Genomic DNA, 18982 nt, shown 5'->3' on the forward strand with positions numbered 1-18982 from the left:
ATGCTCCGTTAACATGGCCCTGAACCACCCCGGTACCTTTGGACGCCGCCTCACGGAGGAGGTCGCCCATGCCGTTCGGAATCCTCGCCTTCCTGAAGCTCGCCGGTTCGCTCGGGCTCTTCATCTACGGCATGAAGGTGATGAGCGAGGGGCTTCAGAAGATGGCCGGCACGGGTATGCGCACGGCGTTGAACGCCATTACGCGCGCGCGCTGGAAAGGCGTGCTCACGGGCCTGGGCATCACCGCGGTGCTTCAGTATTCGAGCGCGACCACCGTGATGGTGGTGAGCTTCGTCAACGCCGGGCTGATGAACCTGCGGCAGGCCATCCCGGTGATCATGGGGGCGAACATCGGCACCACGCTGAAGGCCCTGCTCATCAGCGTGCTGGGCTTCGCGTCGCTGCCCCTCGCCGAACTCTGCATCCCCATCATCGGTTTGGCCTTCCCGCTCATGTTCCTGCGCAGCGACCGCTGGCGACGGGTGGCGCAGTTCCTGATCGGGTTCGCCCTGCTGTTCCTGGGCCTCGACTTCCTGCGCGACAACGTTCCGGTGCTGAGCCCCGGAGCGCTCTACTTCCTGCGCGACCTGGGGGACAACGGGATCTTCAGCGTCCTCCTCTTCGTGCTCTTCGGCCTCTTCCTGGCGGTGGTGATCCAAAGCTCCAGCGCCGCCCTGGCCCTGACGATGGTGCTGTGCGAGAACGGCACCATCGGGTATCCGATGGCGGCGGCCATCGTGCTCGGAGAGAACATCGGCACCACCGTCACGGCCAACGTGGCCGCGCTTGTGGGCAACGTGTACGCGAAGCGCGCCGCCCGTGCGCACCTCATGTTCAATGTCATCGGGGTGCTGTGGGCCCTGCTCCTCTTCAGCCCCATCCTCCGGGGGGTCGCCTGGCTCGTGCGGGAAGGCACCGGCGGTTCGCCCTTCACCGATGTGCACGCGGTGAAGTACGGCCTGGCCTGGTTCCATGTGCTGTTCAATACGCTGAACACCTTGCTCCTGGTGGGTCTCGTGCCCTTTCTGGAGCTGCTGGTCACGCGGATGGTACCCAGCCGCGGCGAGGCCGACGAGGAGCACCGGCTGGAATACATCGACACCGATGTGCCCCTGCCCGCCGAGCTCACCGAACTGGAGGCCCGGCGCGAGATCGTGAAGCTGGGGCGCTTGTGCGGCCGGATGCTCGAGATGACCCGCGACCTCCTCACCGTCACCGCCGCCGGGGAGCGCGAGCGGCTGTTGCGCCGCATCGCCCGCTACGAGGAGATCACCGACCGCATGGAACTGGAGGTGGGCCGCTACCTGACGAAGACCGGTGCCGAGGTGCGCGATGAGGCCTCGAGCTCCCGCATCCGGGCCCTGCTGGCCATCGCCGGCGACCTGGAGCGCGTGGGCGACATCTTCTTCCAGATGAGCAAGGCCCTGGAACGCCGCTCCGATGACCGCCTCTGGTTCACGCCCGAGCAGCGCAACAACCTGCTGCAGATGATGGCGGTGCTGGAGAAGGCCTTCGCCGTGATGCACCGCAACCTGGAGGGCGACGGCACGAACGTGGCCCTCGACGAGGCCGTGATGGTGGAGGAGCAGATCAACCAGTTGCGCGACCAGCTGCGCAAGGCCCACCTCCGCAGCATCGAAAGCGGCGACTACAATGTGCGCAGCGGCCTGGTGTACACGGACCTGTTCAACAGCTGCGAGAAGGTGGGCGACCACCTGATCAACGTCTCCGAAGCGCTGAGCGGCGAGTTCTGACCTGCCTTCAAGGCAGCACGATCGGACCCGTGGTGATCGCGTTGCTCTCGTGCAACGCACGGTCCACCAACTTCACCACGTACCGCACCGTATCGAACGGTGTGTTGGGAATGGTGGGCCAGGGCGTCAGGGCCACGGCCAGCTCCCCTTCCAGCGTCTTGTCCTGCCCGGACGGGGTGATCACCGGTACGCGGTAGTAAAGGGGCAGCAGCAGGGCAGGTCGCACCCACACCCCGTTCTGCTTCTCCTCGTAGTCGAGGAACAGGTTGTAGAACCACGGGGCCACATCATAGGGCGGCAGGGTGTCGCCCTGGCCCAGCCCGATGTCGCCATCCCCATCGGTGAAGGTGATCACCAGCGAGGCGGAATCCCCGTGCGTGGTGAACGACTTGAGCTCGATCCGGGGCTCCACGGGGAACTCCTCCGTACGCTGACAGCCCGCCCCGAGCAGGAGCAGGGCCAGCCCCACGGCTACCTTTGAGGAGATCGTTCCCGACCTGTGCATCACTCCAAAAGTACGGCTCTGAGCGCCGATCGCCATGCCGGCTGACCGGTGGTCGTCCTGGATGGAACGACCCTTCGCGGTCGACGGTCCCGAAGCGTTCAACGCGCTGGCGCTCGATCTATTTCGGCTGCACGCGGCGCACGGTCCGATCTACCGCACCTTCCTGAAGGGCCTGCGGATCGATCCGGACCGGGTGCGTACGGTGGAGGCCATCCCCTTTCTGCCGATCCAGGCGTTCCGCGACCATCCGGTCGTGCTGGAGGGACTGACCCCGGACCTGACCTTCACGAGCAGCGGCACCACCGCGGCCATCACCGCCCGGCATCATTTGCCCTGGCCGGCGCTCTACGAGCGGTCCTTCCTGAGCGGCTTCCGGAAGGTCCTCGGCGATCCGGTCACCTGGCGGATCATCGCCCTGCTGCCGGCCTATTTGGAGCGGCCGGACAGTTCGCTGGTGCACATGGCCCAGCGGCTGGTGGAGGCCAGCGGCGATCCGCTCGGCGGCCTTTACCTCAACCAGTACGCCCAGGTGGCGGAGCTGCTCCGGCGGTCCGAGGAGGAAGGGCGCAAGACCCTTCTGCTGGGCGTGCCTTTCGCCCTGCTCGACCTGGCGGAACGGCATCCCATGCCGTTGCGGCACGTGCACATCGTGGAGACGGGGGGCATGAAAGGGCGCCGCCCGGAGCTGGTGCGCGAGGACCTGCACGAACGGCTGCGACAGGCCTTCGGGGTGGACCAGGTCGGAGGCGAATACGGCATGACCGAGCTGCTGAGCCAGGCCTGGAGCCCGGGCGCAGGCCGCTACCACTGCCCGCCATGGATGTCAGTGCGCATCCGGGAGGTCAACGATCCGTTCGCGCCGCAGCAGGTGGGCCGCACCGGAGGCATCAACATCATCGACCTCTGCAACATCGCCAGCTGCCCCTTCATCAGCACCCAGGACCTGGGCCGACTCCACCCGGACGGAAGCTTCGAGGTGCTCGGGCGCTTCGACCATAGCGAGGTCAGAGGCTGTAATCTGCTGGCCGAGGCTTGACGATCACAGTTCCTCGGCCACCACTTCGCGCACGCCGGGCACCATCTGCTTGAGGAGGTTCTCCACCCCGCCCTTCAGGGTCACCATGCTGCTGGGGCACCCACTGCACGAGCCGCGCAGGGTGACCGTCACCACGCCGTCGCGGAACGAGCGGAAGGCGATGTGGCCACCATCGCCCTCCACGGCGGGCCGCACGTACTCCTCCAGCACCGCGATGATGCGCGCATCGGCCTCGCCGGAAGGCTCCACATGGCCCATGGCCCGGTCGTTGGCCTCGGCCAGCTCGCGTGCGGGCACGTCCCCGTAAAGCACACGGCCGTCGTTGCGCATGTGCTCCTGGATGAACTCCCGCAGTTCCAGATGCACCATGTCCCAGCTGACGATGTCGTTCTTGGTCACGGTGATGAAGTTCGCCCCGATGAGGACGCCCGTGGTCATGGGCAGGTTGAACACCTTTTCGGCCAGCGGGGACACACCTTGGGCCTGTTCGGGGGAAAGGAACTCGAGCACGCGGCCCTCGGGCAGCAGGGGCACGCTGCTCACGAAGCGCATGGTGGCCGGGTTGGGCGTCATCTCGGCGTACACCGAGGCGGGCGGTGGCGTGCTGGTGGCTGACATGGTGCAAAGCTAGGACGCCGACCAGACGGCTTGGGTTCACAACATGGGCGCACGGGCGTGTGGACGATGGTGGGGCCCACCGCCTATTTTTGCCGCGATGAACGCGCTCCGCCGCCACCGCTGGATGCATGCCGCCTTGTCGGCCCTGCTCATCCTGGCCGCTGCGGCGCCCGCCCTGTCGCGGATGACATGCCTGGAGGCCGGGCACAGCCAGCTCGTCCTGGGAGACCTGAACGATTGCTGCCCCGAGCCGGAGAACGCCGCCGGTGCCACCGTAAAGGCCCAGTGCTGCGTGGCCACCACCGCCCATGCTTCGCAGGACGCGTTCGTACCTGCGCACCCGGTCGCCACCGTGTCGCTGGATGACTGGGCGCTGCCCTCCCCGGTGGTGGTGACGGCCCTGACGGCCTGGGGGCCCCTGTGGGTGTGTGGCCACGGCCCCCCTCCATTGGCTGCCACCGAGCGGCTTGCGCGCCTGCAGGTGTTGCGCATCTGATCATCGGACGACCCGCGGTTCCGGCCTGCTCGGCCTCGGTCCCCTTGTCCTTCCGATCGATCTCCCATGCATCCGTTCAAGAAGAGAGTTCCCTTCATCCTATCGCTGCTGTGGCCGCTCACCGTGGCCGCTCAGGATGCCACGGTCCGCGGCGTCGTTCGCTCCGCGGCGGACGGTGGCGTCGTGCCGTATGCCACCGTGGGCTGGTCGGGCACCGTGGTGGCCACCTCCAGCGACAGCTCCGGCCTCTTTACCCTGCCCCTGCCGGCGACCCTGCCCGCCTCGCTCATCACCCGCCTGGTGGGTTTCGCCACGGATACGGTCCTCGTGCCGGCGATCCCGACCGGGGAGTTGGGCATCACCCTTCGTCCCGTGGGCCAGTTGAAGGGTGTGGACGTGGTGGAGCGCACCCAGGGGACCACGCTGAGCACCCGGTCGATCCTCAGCCAGGAGCAGCTGGGGGTGAAGGAGCTGAAGCGTGCGGCCTGCTGTGACCTCAGCGAGAGCTTTGAGACCAACGCCACCGTGGACGTGAGCTTCAGCGATGCCATCAGCGGCACGAAGGTGATCCGGATGCTGGGGCTCGACGGGAAGTACGCGCAGCTCAGCGTGGAGAACCTGCCGTTCGTGCGCGGCCTCAGCGCCAGTTCCGGCCTCACGCTGATCCCCGGCACCTGGATCCATGCCATCAACGTGAGCAAGGGAGCGGGCACCGCGGTGAACGGGCCCAACGCCATCACCGGGCAGATCGACCTCTGCCTCCTGAACCCGCTGGACGAGCCTCCGCTCTTCGTGAACCTCTACGGCAACAGCCAGGGCCGCGCGGAGGCCAACGTGCATGCCCGGCAGCGGATCGGTGCGCACGCCGCCAACCTGCTGTTGGTGCATGGCAACTGGTTCAATACGGAGATGGACCAGAACCGCGACGGCTTCATGGACATGCCGCGGACGCGGCGCATCAACGTGATGGACCGCTTCGTGCACGCCCGCGAGGGGCGCATCACCCAAGTGGCCGTGCGCCATGTGGAGGATATCCGCGAAGGGGGCAGCACCTTCAAGCACGTTGAGGGGGACCACCCCCAGCACGCCCCCTACGTGGTGGATATCCGCAACGCGATGACCGACCTGCTGGGTAAACATGGCTTCGTGTTCCGCAACGATGCCACACGGAGCCTGGGCTTCGTCACCGCCTTGCGCCGACACGACATGACCGCACGGTTCGGGGACCGCAGGCACGAGGGATCGCAGCTCAGCGGCTACGTGAGCGGCATCTACCAGCAGCTCGCCCGCGGCGGCAAGGACCAGCTGAAAGCGGGGCTGAGCCTGCAGGTGGACGACTTCGAGGAGACCTTCCAGGACAGCAGCTTCGCACGCAACGAGGTGATGCCCGGGCTGTTCACGGAATACACCCTGCAGGCCGGTGACGTGTCCGTAGTGTCGGGTGTGCGGGCCGACCGCAACAGCTGGTACGGCACGGTGGTCAGCCCGCGGCTGCACGCCAAATGGGACATCGGTCCGTTGACGGTGGCGCGCGCCAGCCTGGGCCACGGGTTCCGCAGCACCAACCCCCTGGTGGAGAACGCGGCCGTGCTGGCCAGCTCGCGGCGGGTGGTGGTGGAGAACGGACCCGGACTGGAGCGGGCGTGGACCTTCGGCGCGGGAGCCCTTCACAAGGTCAAGTGGATCGGGCGCAAGTGGGCCCTGGGCCTGGACGCGTACCACACCCGGTTCACCGCGCAGCTGGTGGCCGACCTGGACCGGTCGCCGCAATTGCTCGTGCTCTACATGCTGGACGGACCGAGCTACGCCACGAGCGTGCTGGCCGACGTTCAGGTGGAGCTCTCGCGCACCCTGGACCTCAAACTGAGCTACCGCTGGTATGATGTGGCCACCACATACGATGGGGTGCTCCGTGAGCGGCCGTTCACCCCGCCGCACCGCGGCCTGGTGGACCTGGCGTGGGAGAGCCCGAACGAACGGTGGCGGGCCGACGCCTCGGTGAACCTCTTCAGCAGCTCGCGCATCCCTTGGACGACGGCGAATCCCGAGCCTTACCGCTTTCCGCGCCGATCGCCCGCCTACGCCACGCTGCATGCCCAGGTCACCTTCATCTGGCGCGCGTGGGAGTTCTACCTCGGCGGCGAGAACCTGACCAGTGCCGGCCAGACACGGCAGATCATCGCGCCCGAAGATCCCCATGGCCCGTATTTTGACGCCTCGCTGATCTGGGGCCCCACCGTGGGCGCCATGATCTACGGCGGGCTCCGCTACACCCTCCGACCCACGAAGAACCCCGCATGAAACACCTCATCACCCTGTTCCTCGCCATCTGCACCACGGTCACCCACGGTCAGCAGGAAGACATGGCGCAGCTCAACATCGTGAGCAGCACGGTCTGCGACATGTGCGAACGCACCATCGAGGAGAACCTCATCTACGAGAAAGGCGTGCAGAAGGTCGATGTCGACCTGGCCACCTCCACGGTGCACATCACGTACAAAGCGGAGAAGAACACCCCGGAAGGCCTGCGCGCTGCGCTGGTGAAGCTGGGCTATAGTGCGGACGGCGTGCCGGGCGACCCCAAGGCCTTCGCGAAGCTGCCCGCCTGCTGCCAGAAGGAAGGCTGCGGAAAGCTCCCGACGGAGCCGAAACCCTGACCATGGCACTGATCAAGCAGGTGCGCGGCCACGGGCCGCGGTTCGGTGAGGGCTGCTTCCTGGCCGAGAACGCCGTGGTGGTGGGCGATGTGGTGATGGGCGACCGCTGCAGCATCTGGTTCCATGCGGTGGTGCGGGGCGATGTGAACGCGATCCGCATCGGCCACCGGGTGAACGTGCAGGACGGCGCGGTGCTCCACTGCACGTACGAGCGGGCCGCGCTCACGATCGGCGACGACGTGAGCATCGGCCACCGGGCCATCGTGCACGGCTGCACGGTACATGACAAGGTGCTCATCGGCATGGGCGCCATCGTGATGGACCACGCAGTGATCGGCAGCGGCAGCGTGATCGCGGCGGGCGCGGTGGTCACACAAGGCACGGTGGTGGAGCCCGGCAGCCTGATGGCCGGCGTGCCGGCACGGCGCATCGGTCCGGTGAGCCCGGAGCTTTCGAGCGGCGAGATCGAGCGGATCGCCCGCAACTATCAACTGTACGCGAGCTGGTTCACGGAGGAGTGAGGCGGCCCTCCGTCCATTGCAGTCCGTGGACCGGCCAGGGGCCCATGCCCAGACGATGGAGCATGGTGCGCAGCCGGTCCACCTCGCCGGTGGTGTACACCTCGATGCCCCCGTCGCCTTCACCGGCGGCGAGATCCGCCTCGGCGAGCACCTGCGCCGACCGGCGCGCGATGGCCGGCGCGGGATCGATCACGCGGACATCCGGCCCCACGATGCGCTCGATCAGCGGGCGCACGAGCGGGTAGTGCGTGCAACCGAGCACCAGGGCATCGATGCCACGGTCCACCATGGGCTCCAACCATCCGCGCAGCATGGCCTCGGTGCGCGGGCTGTCCAGCTCGCCGGCCTCGATCTGCCGCACCAGCCCCGGGCAGGCCTGCTGCAGCACAGTGACGCCTTGCGCGAACCGCTCCACGATGCTGGCGAACACGGCGCCCTGCATGGTGGCCACGGTGGCGATGACCCCGACCACGCCGGTCCGTGTATGCTCCACGGCGGGCTTCACGGCGGGCTCCATGCCCACGATGGGCACATGCGGCAAGCGCTCGCGCAGGGGCTTCAGCGCAGCGGCGCTGGCGGTGTTGCAGGCGATGACCAGCGCCTTGGCGCCACGCTCCAGCAGCCAGTGCGCGATCGCCTCGCTGAAGTCGAGGATCTGCGCGTCGTCCCGGTCACCGTACGGCACGTGGGCCTGGTCGCCGAAATAGAGCAGGCGCTCCGCGGGGAGCGCCTGCCGGATGGCCTGAGCCACGGTGAGGCCACCGATGCCACTATCGAAAACGCCGATGGGACGGGGATCCCGCACGGCGCGAACTTAGGCTACTGGATGCCGAGCTTGGCCTTCACCTTGGCCAGGATGTCCTCGCCCTTCTCGTAGTAGAGCACGAAGCCTGCGCTGGTGTCGAAGATGTAGGTGAAACCGTTCTCGGCCGCCACGTCCTGGATGGCCTTGTTGGTCTTCTCCACCATGGGGCGCAGCAATTCCTCCTCCTGCTTGGCCAGGTCCTCCTGGGCCTTCTCCTGGGCCTCCGTGATGCGCTTCTCCAGCTCGCCGATCTCGCGGATGGCCATTTCCTTCTCGGTGTTGGTCATGGTGGCCTCCTTGGCCTGCGCGTCGGTCACCTTCTGCTGGTACTCGGCGCCCATGGCCTTCAGGCGGTCGTCGAGGCTTTTGGCGAAGGCCTGCATCTTGGTCTCGGCGTCCTTGCGCTCGGGCAGGGTGAGCATCAGGGCCTGGCGGTCGATGTGACCGAGCTTCGCCTGCGCGAAGGCCGGGGCGGCGGTGGCCACCAGGGCCAGGGAAATCAGAAAGGTCTTCATGGGTCCGTAGCTCATCGTGGGGGTTTGATCGTGTTCTCGCCGCCACCTCGGTCGGGGCTGCTGCCACCGTCGCGTTGGGGCTGGGCGCCGCCATCCTCGGGCTGGCGCTCGGGTTGATCATCGTCGTCATTGCCGCGCGTGTTCCCGGGCTCGCCTTCCTTGTCGGGGCGGATGCCGAGCTTGCGCAGCACGCTGTCGCTCTTGTCGTACTTCTCGCTGGCGAAGAGCACATTGTTACCCTTGCTGCCGATGTCGAAGATGGCCACGTAGGTGGTGCCGGCCACCTCCTTGATGGCTTGATAGATGCGGTCCTGAATGGGCTGGATGAGCTCTTCCCGCTTCTTGAACAGGTCGCCATCGGGCCCGAAGCGCTTCTTCTGCAGGTCCCTCGCCTCGCGTTCCTTCTTCTCGATGTCCTCGCGGCGGCTCGCCTTCATGTCATCGGTCAACAGGATGGCCTCGGCGTTGTAGGCATCGCGCAGCTTGCGGATGGTCTCCCAGCGATCGTCGATCTCCTTCTGCCACTGGGAGCTCAGGCGGTCCAGTTCGCTTTGGGCGCTCTGATAGTCGGGCATCTTGCCCAGGATGTACTTCGTGTCCACGAAGGCGATGCGCTGGGCGTGGCTGGTGATCGCCGGCAGCAGCATGCTCAGGACGAGCAGGCGGAGCGGTAGGAGGCGCTTCATGGAAGGCGTCGAATTTAGGCGATCGGGCTCAGAGCTCCCCAAGATCGATGCCGATCGTGAAGTGGAACTGGCCCGGGGCCATCGCCGGCTCGTCGGGCACATCGTCGAAGCGCCAGCCGTAGTCGAGGCCCATGGGGCCGAACATGGGCAGGAAGAGGCGCAGGCCCACGCCGGCCGAGCGATAGAGCTGGAAGGGGTCGTACCGGTCGAACACGCCCCAGGTGTTACCGGCCTCGGCGAAGGTGAGCATGTAGATGGTGGCCGAGGGGTTCAGGGAGATGGGGAAGCGCAGTTCGGCGGTGTACTTGTTGATGAGGAAGTTGCCCGTGTTCGGGGCCAGGGAGAGGTCGTCGTAGCCGCGCAGGCCCACGATCTCGCGCCCGTCGAGCTGGAAGCCGGTGAGGGCGCTGCCACCCAGGTAGAACCGCTCGAAGGGGCTGTTGCCGAGGTTCTTGGAGTAGCGGCCCAGGAAACCGAACCCCGCGCGGGTCATCAGCACCAGGTCGTGACCGCTCTTGCTGCGCGTGATGCGGGTGAACCACTGGGTGGTGAATTTCCACTTGTGGAACTCGGCCCAGTTGTAACGTTGGTCCGGCGGCTCGGAGGCGAAGTCGCGGCCCGGCTGGAACCACGAGTACGGCGGGGTGGCCTTCAGGCTCAGGGAGATGTCCGAGCCGCTGCGGGCGAAGAAGGGCTGGTCCACTGAGTTGCGCGAGAGCTGGATCTGGTAGGCCAGCACGTTGCTCTGGCCGTTGTTGAACGCGAAGAGCTGGTTCCAATTGCGCAGGTCGTACAGCTGGTAGCTGATGGTCTGTCGCAGCAGGAAGTAATCGTCGGGCCAGGTGAGGCGCTTGCCCAGGCCCACCGAACCGCCGGTGATCAGCAGCGATTGGCGCAGGGGGTTGTCCACCCGACCGTCCTCGGTGTCCACGTACTTCCGCTCCCCGTTGCTCTGGGCCGAGTGGAAGGCGGAGATGCTGAGGGCGTTGGGCTTGCGGCCGCCGAGCCAGGGTTCCACGAAGCTCAGGCTGTAGCTCTGGAAGAACCGGCCGTTGGTCTGGGCCCGCAGGTTCAGGGTCTGTCCATCGCCGGCGGGCAGGGGCTGCCAGGCTGCGGGCTTGGTGATGTTGCGCAGGCTGAAGTTGGTGAAGGACAGGCCGAGCGAGAGCACCAGGCGGCCCGCCCCCCAGCCGCCGCTCAGTTCCAGGCGGTCGCTGGGTTTCTCCTCCACGGTGTACTCCAGGTCCACGGTCCCGGTGCGCGCGTCCTGCAGCGGGTTCACACCGAGCTTCTCGGGATCGAAGTAGCCCAGGTTGGCCAGTTCGCGCTGGGTGCGCAGCACATCGCTGCGGTTGAACAGCTGCCCCGGCTTGGTGCGGATCTCCCGCCGGATCACGTGCTCGTTGGTCTTCGTATTGCCCTTCACCAGCACGTTGCGGATGCGGTACTGCTTGCCCTCGCGCAGGCGGATGTCCAGGTCGATGCTGTCGCCGTCGGCCACCTCGATCACCTCGGGGTAGAAGGACAGGTAGCCATCGTCCATGTAGAGGGAACTGACGTCGCGGCCGGTCTGGTTCATGTACATCCGGCTGTCGAGCACCTTCTTGTTGTACACGTCGCCCCGCTTGATGTTGAGGATGTCCAGCAGCTCCCGGTCGCTGTGTTTGGTGTTGCCGCTGAAGCGCACGTCGCGGAAGTAGAAGCGACGGCCCTCCTCGAGCTCGATCCTCACCATCAGCCGCCGGTCGTTCACGAACCAGGTGCTGTCGCGCAGGATCGCGGCGTTGCGATAGCCCTTCTCGTTGTAGGTGTCCAGCAGGTTCTCCTTGTCCACCCGGTATTCCTTCGCCTGGAACTTGCTTGATGCGAAGGGGTTGTACCACAGGCGACGGCGGGTCTTCTTCATCGCCCTGCGCAGCTTGGCGTCCGTGAGGGCCTCGTTGCCGATGAAGTCGACGTCCTTGATCCGCACCCGCTTGCCCTTTTTCACGTTGATGATGAGCAGCACGCTGTTCTCCATCAGGGAGTCGGTGCGTTGCTCGATGTCGGCATCGGCCTTCAGGAATCCCTTCTCCACGTAGTACGCGCGGATCGTGCCGCGGGTGTTGGTGAGGAGACCCTCGTTCACCTGCTGGCCGCGGGTGAGCTCCATGCGTTCGCGCAGCTTGTCCGCATCGCTCTTGGTGACGCCCTCGAACTTGAACCGCGACAGGCGCGGCATCTCGGTGACCACGATGTTGAGGAAGACGGTGCGTCCGCGGATCTCGGCGGCCTCGACGCGCACATCGCTGAAGAGCTTCTGCTCCCAGATGTTCCGGACGGCGTCGGCGATGCGCGGACCGGGCAGGGTCACGTTCTGGCCCACCTTCAGCCCGCTGAAGAGCATCACGGCGTTGACATCCACGGTGCTGGTGCCCGTGACGGTGATGCCGCCGATCTCCAGCTCGCGGGGCACGGCCGGGTCCATGATGCGCCGCTCGTCCACCTGTGCCACGGCGGAGAGCCCCAGAAGGACAGGGATCAGGAGCGGAAGGAGCCGATGCTTCACCGGGGGTTCACCTGTTCACTGATGAGGCCGAAGCGGCGTTCCCGGGACTGGTAGTCCAGGACGGCCTCGAAGAGGTCCTCCTTGCGGAAATCGGGCCAGAGCACGCTGCTGAAGTAGAGCTCGGCGTAGGCGATCTGCCAGAGCAGGTAGTTGCTGATGCGCAGCTCACCGCTGGTGCGGATCAGCAGTTCGGGGTCGGGCATGCCGGCGGTGGTGAGGCGGGCCGCCACGGACGTCTCGTCGATGTCCTCGGCCCGCAGGCGGCCTTCCGCGACCTCACGGGCCAGCCGGCGGGCCATGCGCACCAGCTCCCAGCGGGCGCTGTAGCTCAGGGCGAGGGTGAGGGTGATGCGGTCGTTGTGGGCGGTGCGGGCCATGGCCTGCTGCAGGATGGCGTGGCAGTCCCCGGGCAGGCTCTCCAGGTCGCCGATGGCATTGAGGCGCACGCCGTTCTCGTTGAGGCTGTCCACCTCGCTCATCAGCGTGCGCACCAGCAGGTCCATCAGGGCGTCCACCTCGGCCTGGGGACGGTTCCAGTTCTCGGTGCTGAACGCGTAAAGGGTGAGGTAGCGTATGCCGATCTCGGTGGCGCCCACCAGGGTGTCGCGCACGGCCTTCACCCCGCTGGTGTGGCCCACCACACGGTGCTCGCCCTGGCGCGTGGCCCAGCGGCCGTTGCCATCCATGATGATGGCCACATGGGCGGGCACCCGGGCGGGATCGATGCGGGACTTCAGGTCCATGGGCTGCTCCCCTGGCGGGAAGGGCCGCAAAGATCGCACAATGCCCGGATCAGCGCCGTTTCTGGAAATACAGCATGTCGCACTCCGTGAACTTGGTCAGGACGTACGACAGGGTGAGGCCCGTGTACTGGTACCAGTCGCGGGTCTGCGCGTCGCCCCGGGCCTGGCCGGTGCGGTCCACCACGTCCCGGTCGGCGCTGCGGTCGGCGAGCTCGGCGGCCAGGGGGTTGATGAGGTCCGGATCGGCGTAGGCGCCGCTGACGTCGTCGATGTGGTCGGTGAAGGTGCGGCGCATGCCCCACTCGAGCTGCAGGTCCACGTGACCACCGAAGTTGAACTTCAGGCCGAACCCGAAAGGGATCCCGACCTGGTCCACGCTGTAGGGCTTGGCCGCTCCCGGTACTTCGGGCGAACTCTGCCCCTCGGTGCCCAAGGGTTGCAGGTCGTACCAGGTGCCATTGAGCTCCGCTCGCGGACTCGCCCTGAAATAACAGACCCCGGCGAACACGAAGGGGGTCCACGTACGGCCGTCCTTGCCCAGGCCCCGGTAGTTGAAGAAGTTCACCTCGCCCAGCACGGCCAGTTCGAAGAGGCTGGCGCGGAAACTGAGGTTCCGGGCCAGTTGCAGGCTGTCGGGCGAATCGCTGTCGTAGGCCTCCAGCACACCGTACAGCGCCTGGGCCCGGATGGCGTAGCGGGTGTCGAAGTTGTAGCGGAACATGAGCCCCCCGGCCGGCTTGGTGCGGGACGGATAGTGCTTGTAGGGGTTCAGGTCGCCGATGTAGTACATCGCTCCGCCGGTAATGCCGATCTCGCTGACCGACTGGGCCGCGAGGCCGCCCGCCGGGACCAGAAGGAGCAGGGCTATCGCCAGGCGCATGGGCAGGGTAACGCAGGTGCGGAGCGCCGTGGTATACGGGTCCCGCGGGGGCGAAGTTAGGCCGCAGGCCCCGCGGCCGACCGGGCATCAAGCCCCCAGTTCAGCTTGTGGCGCAGGGTGCTGAAGAAGTCGTGGTCGGGCAGGTGGGCGATGCGGGCCACCAGACCGGCCTTGCGCACCCCGATGGCCCGGCGGCCGCTGAGGGTGATGCTGCGGTTGTCCAGGTTCACCAGGTAATTGAGCTCCCGCGCCTCCGCCTCCACCTGCAGCACAGAGGCGTCCGGGAGCACCATGGGCCTGATGTTCAGGTTGTGCGGGCTGATGGGGGTGATGACGAGGTTATGGCAGGAGGGGTCCAGGATGGGCCCTCCGCAGCTCAGGGAATAGGCCGTGGAACCCGTGGGCGTGGCGATGATGAGGCCGTCCGCCCAATAGGTGTTCAGGAACCGGTCATCCGCATGCACGTGCAAGGCGATCATGGAGGATGTGTCCCGTTTGTGGACACTGACATCGTTGAGCGCCAGGTCCTGCCCGCCCAGTTCGGCCTCACATCCGGTGACCTGGAGCAGCATCCGCTCTTCCAGCACAAAGCGCCGTTGGGCCAGCAGCCCCAGCGCCCCGTGCACCTCGTCGGGGCCCAGCGCCGCCAGGAATCCCAGGCGGCCGAGGTTGACGCCCAGGACGGGGATGCCGCTACGCGCCACGAGGCCCACAGCGCGCAGGAAGGTCCCGTCGCCGCCCAGGCTCAACAGCAGGTCGGTGCCCGCTGGCGGCCCCCCCGGATCGAAGGTGTTGTACGGAACGGAGTTCCCGGTGGCCGCAAGCAGGGTGGCCAGATGACCGTCCACCACGGGAGTGAGGCCCTGGGCAGGCATCGCCTGGAGCAGACCGGCGATCAAGGGCAGGGTGCTGGGCTCCGGGTGGCGGGCCTGGACCGCGATCCGCATGGGGTCAGAAGGGTTGCGTGAAATGTAGGAAGAAACCGAGCTCTCCCCGGCCATTGACGGCGCCTTCGGCGCGCAGCACCTGGTCGTAGGAGGTCACCAGGTCGAGCCCGAGGCCGGCACCGCTCATCCACGTGTTGGCCAGGGGGTTCGCGTCGGCGTACCGATCGTCCCACACGCGTCCGCCGTCGAGAAAGGCATTGACGTACAGGGCCAGGTGGAGGGTGCGGAACGCCTCCAAGGGCATGAAGCCCAACCGCTGGATCCGGGGCCTCAGCAGGGTGAACAAGGCATTGAACCTGCCGAGCACGAAGTGCTGCCCATCGATCACGTAGTATTCGTACCCCCGCACGTAGTGGGCATACCCCAACCCCTCCTGCAGGTAGTAGGGGATCGGTGGACCCAAGGTGCTTCGTCCGCGCAGGCCGACGGCCAGGGTCCACCGATCGGCCGGGGTCCACCACTCCTTCACTGTAGCATTGAGCACCGTGTTGTCAGGCGCATCAGGCTCCCCCAGCCCGTGGCGGTCCACCCGCAGCTCGGCATAGGGCCCGGAGCGCGGGAACACGCGCGAGTCACGGCGGTCGCGGATCACGGTGTATCCGAGGGAGACGAACGCCAGGCGCCGGGCCCCGTCGTTGAAGTGGTCGGGCCAGCGCCATATCACCGAGTCCAGCACACGTGCATCGCGGTAGCCCACCCGGAAAGCGTGCCTTACATCGTGGGCGCGGCGCAGACCGAGCTCGGCCTCCATGTTCCACTCGGTGCGCGCATGGCCTTCGGCGGGTCGGAAGAAGATGCGCTCGTTGTCCGCGGTGCCCACGGTGATCTCGCGCTGCTGGTGGTAGCCGCCGCCCACGGACAGGCTCCAGCGCCCGGAACGATCGAGGAAGGGCACCCTGTACTTCGCGGCGAAACGCTGGGTGTATCCGAACTGCGCCAGCACATAGGCGGTCTCGTTCATGCCCCGCACATTGTAGCGGTACAGATAACCGCCCCAGTTCAGGCGGCCCAGGTCGCGGGTGAGCCACCAGGTGTTGAAGTTGGGGTCGCCGCCCACCTCCAGGATGGGGGCCGGCCAGAGGTACCAGCGTTCGTTCAGATGCACCTGCACCACCACCTCGGCCGGGCCGATGGGCACAGGCAACAGCTGTACGGTGTTGAAGAGCCCGGTGTTGAGGAGGTTCTCCGTGCTGCGGCGAACGGCTCCGGCCAGCGCCTCCTCGGAAAGGGTGTCACCTTCCTGGAAGGTGAGCTCGCGCAGCACCACGCGTTCGCGCGTCACCTTGTTGCCCAGCACCAGGACGGCGCTGACCTGCACGGTGGCCGGATCGGGCTGGGCACGGACCGGGGTCCGGGCCGCGACCGCAGCGGCCAACGCAAGAACAAGAGGCAGTGAGCACCGGGCCCTCACAGGTCCAGGAAGCGCATCAGCTCGTCGTAGCGGCCGCGCAGGTCCTCGTGGAACTTCGAACCCTGGTAGGTGCTTTTCACGAAGTAGTCGAACCGCTCGAAGGACTGCAGGATGTCGCTGATGTCCTCCCGGTTCACCTTCAGGGTCACCTCCAGGCGTGGACCCTCGGGCAGGGTGCGGTTGTACACGCTGAGGAGCTTGGCGCCGTTGCTCTCCACGATGCCGGCGATGCGCTGGAGGCTGTAATCGTTCTGGTTCATCTCCAGCACCAGCACGCTGCCCGGTTCGCCGATGTTGATGGCCTCGGCCAGTCGGCGCAGCGCCTCATGCTCGTTGATGGCGCCGAGGTACGTGCCCGTGGGGTCCAGCACGGGCAGCACGGTGAGGCCGCGCTCGGCCATCAGCTTCATCACGTCATAGATGTGCTGGCCTTCGCGCACGTAGGGCAGCTCGGCCTGGCCCATCAGCTCGCGCACCGGGGCCTTGGCATCGTTGCGGTCCACCAGGTCGGTATCGCGCACCAGGCCCACCAGCCGGCCGTTCTCCGTGACGGGCAGGTGGCGCACCTTGAACTCCTCCATCCAATCGAGCGCACGGCCCACGGTGTCGTCCGGCCGAAGGGGCGGAAGATCGGGGGCGATGAGGTCGCTGGCGTGCATGGGCCCTGGGCACCGGCGTATTTTCGGCGCCGCCTGCCGCGCCCAAGGTAGTGCATCGCATGACCCGCCTCAGTGTCAACATCAACAAGGTGGCCACGCTGCGCAACGCGCGCGGCGGCGACAACCCGGACGTGGTGGCCACCGCCCTGTTGCTGGAGCGGCATGGCGCGCAGGGCATCACCGTGCACCCGCGACCGGACGAGCGCCACATCCGCCGCGGCGACGTACGCGCCTTGCGGGCCGTGCTCACCACCGAGTTCAACATCGAGGGCTATCCGTCGGAGGACTTCCTGGCCCTGGTGACCGAGGTGCGTCCCGCGCAGGTGACCCTCGTGCCCGACCCCCCCGGGGTGCTGACGAGCAATGCCGGTTGGGATGCCCGCACGCAGAAGACCTTCCTCGGTGAGGTGGTGCGACGCCTGCATGCCGAAGGTCTGCGCACCTCCCTCTTCCTCGGCGCCGATAGCGAACAGGTGGGGCATGCGGCGGACACCGGCACCGACCGGATCGAGCTGTACACCGAACCCTTTGCAGCGGGATACCACAACGATCGCGATGCAGCGGTGGCCCCGTTCGTGAGCGCCGCACAGGCGGCGGCCATGCATGGCCTGGGTCTGAACGCCGGTCACGACCTGGACCGGCACAACCTGCGGTACTTCCACATGCACGTGCCCGGGCTGCTGGAGGTGAGCATCGGCCATGCCCTGGTGTGCGACGCCCTGCACTTCGGCTGGGAGAACACCGTGCAGCTCTATCTCCGCGAACTCCGTTCATGAGCACCGTCCCGCTCCATCATCGCCGCATGGGCCAGGGTCGTCCCCTGGTGGTGCTCCATGGTCTCTTCGGCAGCAGCGACAACTGGAACAGCATCGGCAAGGCCTGGGCCGACGACTTCGATGTGGTGCTGGTGGACCAGCGCGACCACGGACGCTCACCCCACACCGACCGCATCACCTATGCATTGATGGCCGATGACGTGGCCGCACTGATCGACGACCTGGGACTGCGCGATCCGGTGGTGGTGGGCCACAGCATGGGCGGAAAGGCGGGCATGGTGCTGGCGCAGCGGCACCCCGGCCTGCTGCACCGGCTGGTGGTGATCGACATGGGGCCGCGGGAGTATCCGCCCCATCGTCACGCCCACATCCTGCAAGCGCTCACCACGTGCGACCTTGAGCAACTCCGCACCCGCAAGGAGGTGGAGGACCATCTGTCCACACTGATCCGCGAGCCGGGCGTGGTGCAGTTCCTGCTCAAGAGCCTGTACTGGGCCACCCCCGACCAGCTGGCGTGGCGCTTCAATGTGCCGCTGTTGGCGCAGGACATCCACGACATCCTGGCCGCGGCCGGCCCGGAGGTGGTGCGCACCCCCACCCTCTTCATCCGTGGCGGGCAGAGCGACTACATCACCCGCGAGGACCTGCCCCAGCTGCGCGAACAGTTCCCGCAAGCGCGTGTGGAGACCATCGATTTCGCCGGCCACTGGGTGCATGTGCAGGCGCCCGACGAGGTGATCGGGCTGGTGCGCGCCTTCGCCTCATGATGCGGTCGCTGTTCCTGCTTCTTTGGCTCGCGCCCGGCCTGTACGCCGCCGGACAGATGGACACCGTCTGGGTGCCGTACAGCTCGGGCTTCGACTTCCGCGAGGGCATCTACCGCACCTTCCGGGAGTTCCGGTTGAACGCGCCCTCGGCCGGCCTGGAGCAGCTCACCGATCGGCAGGGGCTGCACATCGACCCGCGGGGCGATGACACGTGGCACCTGCCCGACAGTCTGGGGCGGCCGGCCCCTGTGCCCGACCGCTCGGTCTGGGGCTTCTGCTCCAACAATGTGGTGTACCTCAACACGGCCACGGGCTTCCACCGCATCGGCCTCATGGGTGCCTTGAGCCACCTGCTCTACACACAGGTCATCCGCGACCGGGACCCCTCGTTCTATGGCACGGGAGGCACCCGCACCTACACGATGGAGTCGCAGGGCTTGCTGGCGATGGCCACGGGCGCTTTCCTGCCGTTCAGTGCGGCGGGCATGGACCAGGCGCTGATGGACGACCCTGAGCTGCTGGCCGAGTTCCGCGCGCTGGGCAAGCGGGCCCGCAACGAGCCCGGCACGCTCTTCGCCTTCCTGCGGCGCTACAACCAACGCCACGACCTGCTCTTCCCCCGGTATTGACGACCCCCGCACAGGGCTACCTTGCGCCG

General features: G+C 66.9%; 20 protein-coding genes. 9 read left to right on the forward strand and 11 right to left on the reverse strand.

Features of this window, described 5'->3' with window-relative positions; all coding sequences use genetic code 11:
• Positions 1-68 precede the first annotated feature (68 nt).
• Positions 69-1754, forward strand: coding sequence for a Na/Pi cotransporter family protein (locus tag IPJ87_12290; GenBank protein MBK7942631.1), 1686 nt, complete (start codon positions 69-71; stop codon positions 1752-1754).
• A 7-nt stretch (positions 1755-1761) separates the two neighbouring features.
• Here the strand turns inward: IPJ87_12290 and IPJ87_12295 are convergent, their stop codons facing one another.
• Positions 1762-2223 carry a hypothetical protein gene (locus IPJ87_12295; protein ID MBK7942632.1) on the reverse strand — a complete coding sequence of 154 codons (462 nt, stop codon included), beginning with the start codon at positions 2221-2223 and terminating at the stop codon, positions 1762-1764.
• Between the two features lie 97 nt (positions 2224-2320).
• Between IPJ87_12295 and IPJ87_12300 the strand changes: the two genes are divergently transcribed.
• Positions 2321-3295 carry an acyl transferase gene (locus IPJ87_12300; GenBank protein ID MBK7942633.1) on the forward strand — a complete coding sequence of 325 codons (975 nt, stop codon included), beginning with the start codon at positions 2321-2323 and terminating at the stop codon, positions 3293-3295.
• 3 nt (positions 3296-3298) lie between these two features.
• Here IPJ87_12300 and IPJ87_12305 read toward each other — a convergent pair whose 3' ends face one another.
• Positions 3299-3913: a NifU family protein gene (locus tag IPJ87_12305; GenBank protein ID MBK7942634.1), complete on the reverse strand. Its 615-nt coding sequence runs from the start codon at positions 3911-3913 to the stop codon at positions 3299-3301.
• Positions 3914-4010: 97 nt separating this feature from the next.
• Here IPJ87_12305 and IPJ87_12310 point away from each other — a divergent pair, with 97 nt between their 5' ends.
• The 4 genes from IPJ87_12310 to IPJ87_12325 all read left to right on the forward strand — a co-directional run bounded on the left by IPJ87_12310 (position 4011) and on the right by IPJ87_12325 (position 7587).
• On the forward strand, positions 4011-4409 hold the full coding sequence (locus tag IPJ87_12310) for a hypothetical protein (GenBank protein ID MBK7942635.1): 399 nt from the start codon (positions 4011-4013) through the stop codon (positions 4407-4409).
• A gap of 66 nt (positions 4410-4475) precedes the next feature.
• Positions 4476-6710: a TonB-dependent receptor gene (locus tag IPJ87_12315; GenBank protein ID MBK7942636.1), complete on the forward strand. Its 2235-nt coding sequence runs from the start codon at positions 4476-4478 to the stop codon at positions 6708-6710.
• Positions 6707-7066 (forward strand): heavy-metal-associated domain-containing protein, encoded by a 360-nt coding sequence (locus tag IPJ87_12320; protein ID MBK7942637.1) that lies wholly within the window; start codon positions 6707-6709, stop codon positions 7064-7066. Before IPJ87_12315 ends, IPJ87_12320 begins: the two co-directional genes overlap by 4 nt.
• 2 nt (positions 7067-7068) lie before the next feature.
• A complete protein-coding gene (locus tag IPJ87_12325) occupies positions 7069-7587 on the forward strand; it encodes a gamma carbonic anhydrase family protein (GenBank protein MBK7942638.1) in 519 nt (172 codons plus the stop codon).
• On the opposite strand, the gene murI is transcribed toward IPJ87_12325, so the two are convergent.
• The 9 genes from murI to IPJ87_12370 form a co-directional block, all read right to left on the reverse strand.
• The gene (gene murI, locus IPJ87_12330; GenBank protein ID MBK7942639.1) at positions 7574-8392 is read right to left on the reverse strand and encodes a glutamate racemase; all 819 of its coding nucleotides are present in this window, start codon (positions 8390-8392) and stop codon (positions 7574-7576) included. The two genes, IPJ87_12325 and murI, sit on opposite strands and share 14 nt — an antisense overlap.
• A gap of 14 nt (positions 8393-8406) precedes the next feature.
• Positions 8407-8907 carry an OmpH family outer membrane protein gene (locus IPJ87_12335; GenBank protein ID MBK7942640.1) on the reverse strand — a complete coding sequence of 167 codons (501 nt, stop codon included), beginning with the start codon at positions 8905-8907 and terminating at the stop codon, positions 8407-8409.
• Between the two features lie 11 nt (positions 8908-8918).
• Positions 8919-9554 carry an OmpH family outer membrane protein gene (locus IPJ87_12340; protein ID MBK7942641.1) on the reverse strand — a complete coding sequence of 212 codons (636 nt, stop codon included), beginning with the start codon at positions 9552-9554 and terminating at the stop codon, positions 8919-8921.
• Positions 9555-9621: 67 nt separating this feature from the next.
• Positions 9622-12141: an outer membrane protein assembly factor BamA gene (gene bamA, locus IPJ87_12345; GenBank protein MBK7942642.1), complete on the reverse strand. Its 2520-nt coding sequence runs from the start codon at positions 12139-12141 to the stop codon at positions 9622-9624.
• Positions 12138-12884 (reverse strand): isoprenyl transferase, encoded by a 747-nt coding sequence (locus IPJ87_12350; protein ID MBK7942643.1) that lies wholly within the window; start codon positions 12882-12884, stop codon positions 12138-12140. The genes bamA and IPJ87_12350 overlap by 4 nt, the downstream gene beginning before the upstream one ends.
• Before the next feature lie 49 nt (positions 12885-12933).
• Complete coding sequence (locus IPJ87_12355) at positions 12934-13764, reverse strand: hypothetical protein (GenBank protein MBK7942644.1); 831 nt, start codon at positions 13762-13764, stop codon at positions 12934-12936.
• A gap of 56 nt (positions 13765-13820) precedes the next feature.
• Positions 13821-14711, reverse strand: coding sequence for an NAD(+)/NADH kinase (locus tag IPJ87_12360; GenBank protein ID MBK7942645.1), 891 nt, complete (start codon positions 14709-14711; stop codon positions 13821-13823).
• Between the two features lie 4 nt (positions 14712-14715).
• Positions 14716-16086 (reverse strand): BamA/TamA family outer membrane protein, encoded by a 1371-nt coding sequence (locus IPJ87_12365; protein ID MBK7942646.1) that lies wholly within the window; start codon positions 16084-16086, stop codon positions 14716-14718.
• Positions 16087-16118: 32 nt separating this feature from the next.
• A complete protein-coding gene (locus IPJ87_12370) occupies positions 16119-16781 on the reverse strand; it encodes a CBS domain-containing protein (protein MBK7942647.1) in 663 nt (220 codons plus the stop codon).
• Positions 16782-16840: 59 nt separating this feature from the next.
• On the opposite strand from IPJ87_12370, the gene IPJ87_12375 reads away from it, so the two are divergent.
• From IPJ87_12375 to IPJ87_12385, 3 genes are read left to right on the forward strand one after another with little or no spacing between them, the layout of a single operon-like run.
• Complete coding sequence (locus IPJ87_12375) at positions 16841-17557, forward strand: pyridoxine 5'-phosphate synthase (protein MBK7942648.1); 717 nt, start codon at positions 16841-16843, stop codon at positions 17555-17557.
• A complete protein-coding gene (locus IPJ87_12380; GenBank protein MBK7942649.1) occupies positions 17554-18324 on the forward strand; it encodes an alpha/beta fold hydrolase in 771 nt (256 codons plus the stop codon). Before IPJ87_12375 ends, IPJ87_12380 begins: the two co-directional genes overlap by 4 nt.
• Positions 18321-18953, forward strand: coding sequence for a hypothetical protein (locus tag IPJ87_12385; GenBank protein ID MBK7942650.1), 633 nt, complete (start codon positions 18321-18323; stop codon positions 18951-18953). The genes IPJ87_12380 and IPJ87_12385 overlap by 4 nt, the downstream gene beginning before the upstream one ends.
• The last annotated feature ends 29 nt before the right edge of the window (positions 18954-18982 follow it).

The organism is Flavobacteriales bacterium (genome assembly GCA_016713875.1).
In the GTDB taxonomy this organism is placed as follows: Bacteria; Bacteroidota; Bacteroidia; order Flavobacteriales_F; family PHOS-HE28; genus PHOS-HE28.

Bases quoted from the DNA above. Each gene is read 5' to 3' on its own strand.
- IPJ87_12325 (MBK7942638.1), top strand. From the start codon at position 7,069: ATGGCACTGATCAAGCAGGTGCGCGGCCACGGGCCGCGGTTCGGTGAG.
- IPJ87_12315 (MBK7942636.1), top strand. From the start codon at position 4,476: ATGCATCCGTTCAAGAAGAGAGTTCCCTTCATCCTATCGCTGCTGTGG.
- IPJ87_12320 (MBK7942637.1), top strand. From the start codon at position 6,707: ATGAAACACCTCATCACCCTGTTCCTCGCCATCTGCACCACGGTCACC.
- IPJ87_12360 (MBK7942645.1), bottom strand. From the start codon at position 14,711: ATGCGGATCGCGGTCCAGGCCCGCCACCCGGAGCCCAGCACCCTGCCC.
- IPJ87_12305 (MBK7942634.1), bottom strand. From the start codon at position 3,913: ATGTCAGCCACCAGCACGCCACCGCCCGCCTCGGTGTACGCCGAGATG.
- IPJ87_12385 (MBK7942650.1), top strand. From the start codon at position 18,321: ATGATGCGGTCGCTGTTCCTGCTTCTTTGGCTCGCGCCCGGCCTGTAC.
- IPJ87_12335 (MBK7942640.1), bottom strand. From the start codon at position 8,907: ATGAAGACCTTTCTGATTTCCCTGGCCCTGGTGGCCACCGCCGCCCCG.
- IPJ87_12350 (MBK7942643.1), bottom strand. From the start codon at position 12,884: ATGGACCTGAAGTCCCGCATCGATCCCGCCCGGGTGCCCGCCCATGTG.
- IPJ87_12355 (MBK7942644.1), bottom strand. From the start codon at position 13,764: ATGCGCCTGGCGATAGCCCTGCTCCTTCTGGTCCCGGCGGGCGGCCTC.
- IPJ87_12380 (MBK7942649.1), top strand. From the start codon at position 17,554: ATGAGCACCGTCCCGCTCCATCATCGCCGCATGGGCCAGGGTCGTCCC.
- IPJ87_12375 (MBK7942648.1), top strand. From the start codon at position 16,841: ATGACCCGCCTCAGTGTCAACATCAACAAGGTGGCCACGCTGCGCAAC.
- IPJ87_12370 (MBK7942647.1), bottom strand. From the start codon at position 16,781: ATGCACGCCAGCGACCTCATCGCCCCCGATCTTCCGCCCCTTCGGCCG.
- IPJ87_12290 (MBK7942631.1), top strand. From the start codon at position 69: ATGCCGTTCGGAATCCTCGCCTTCCTGAAGCTCGCCGGTTCGCTCGGG.
- IPJ87_12310 (MBK7942635.1), top strand. From the start codon at position 4,011: ATGAACGCGCTCCGCCGCCACCGCTGGATGCATGCCGCCTTGTCGGCC.
- IPJ87_12300 (MBK7942633.1), top strand. From the start codon at position 2,321: ATGGAACGACCCTTCGCGGTCGACGGTCCCGAAGCGTTCAACGCGCTG.
- IPJ87_12340 (MBK7942641.1), bottom strand. From the start codon at position 9,554: ATGCTGCTGCCGGCGATCACCAGCCACGCCCAGCGCATCGCCTTCGTG.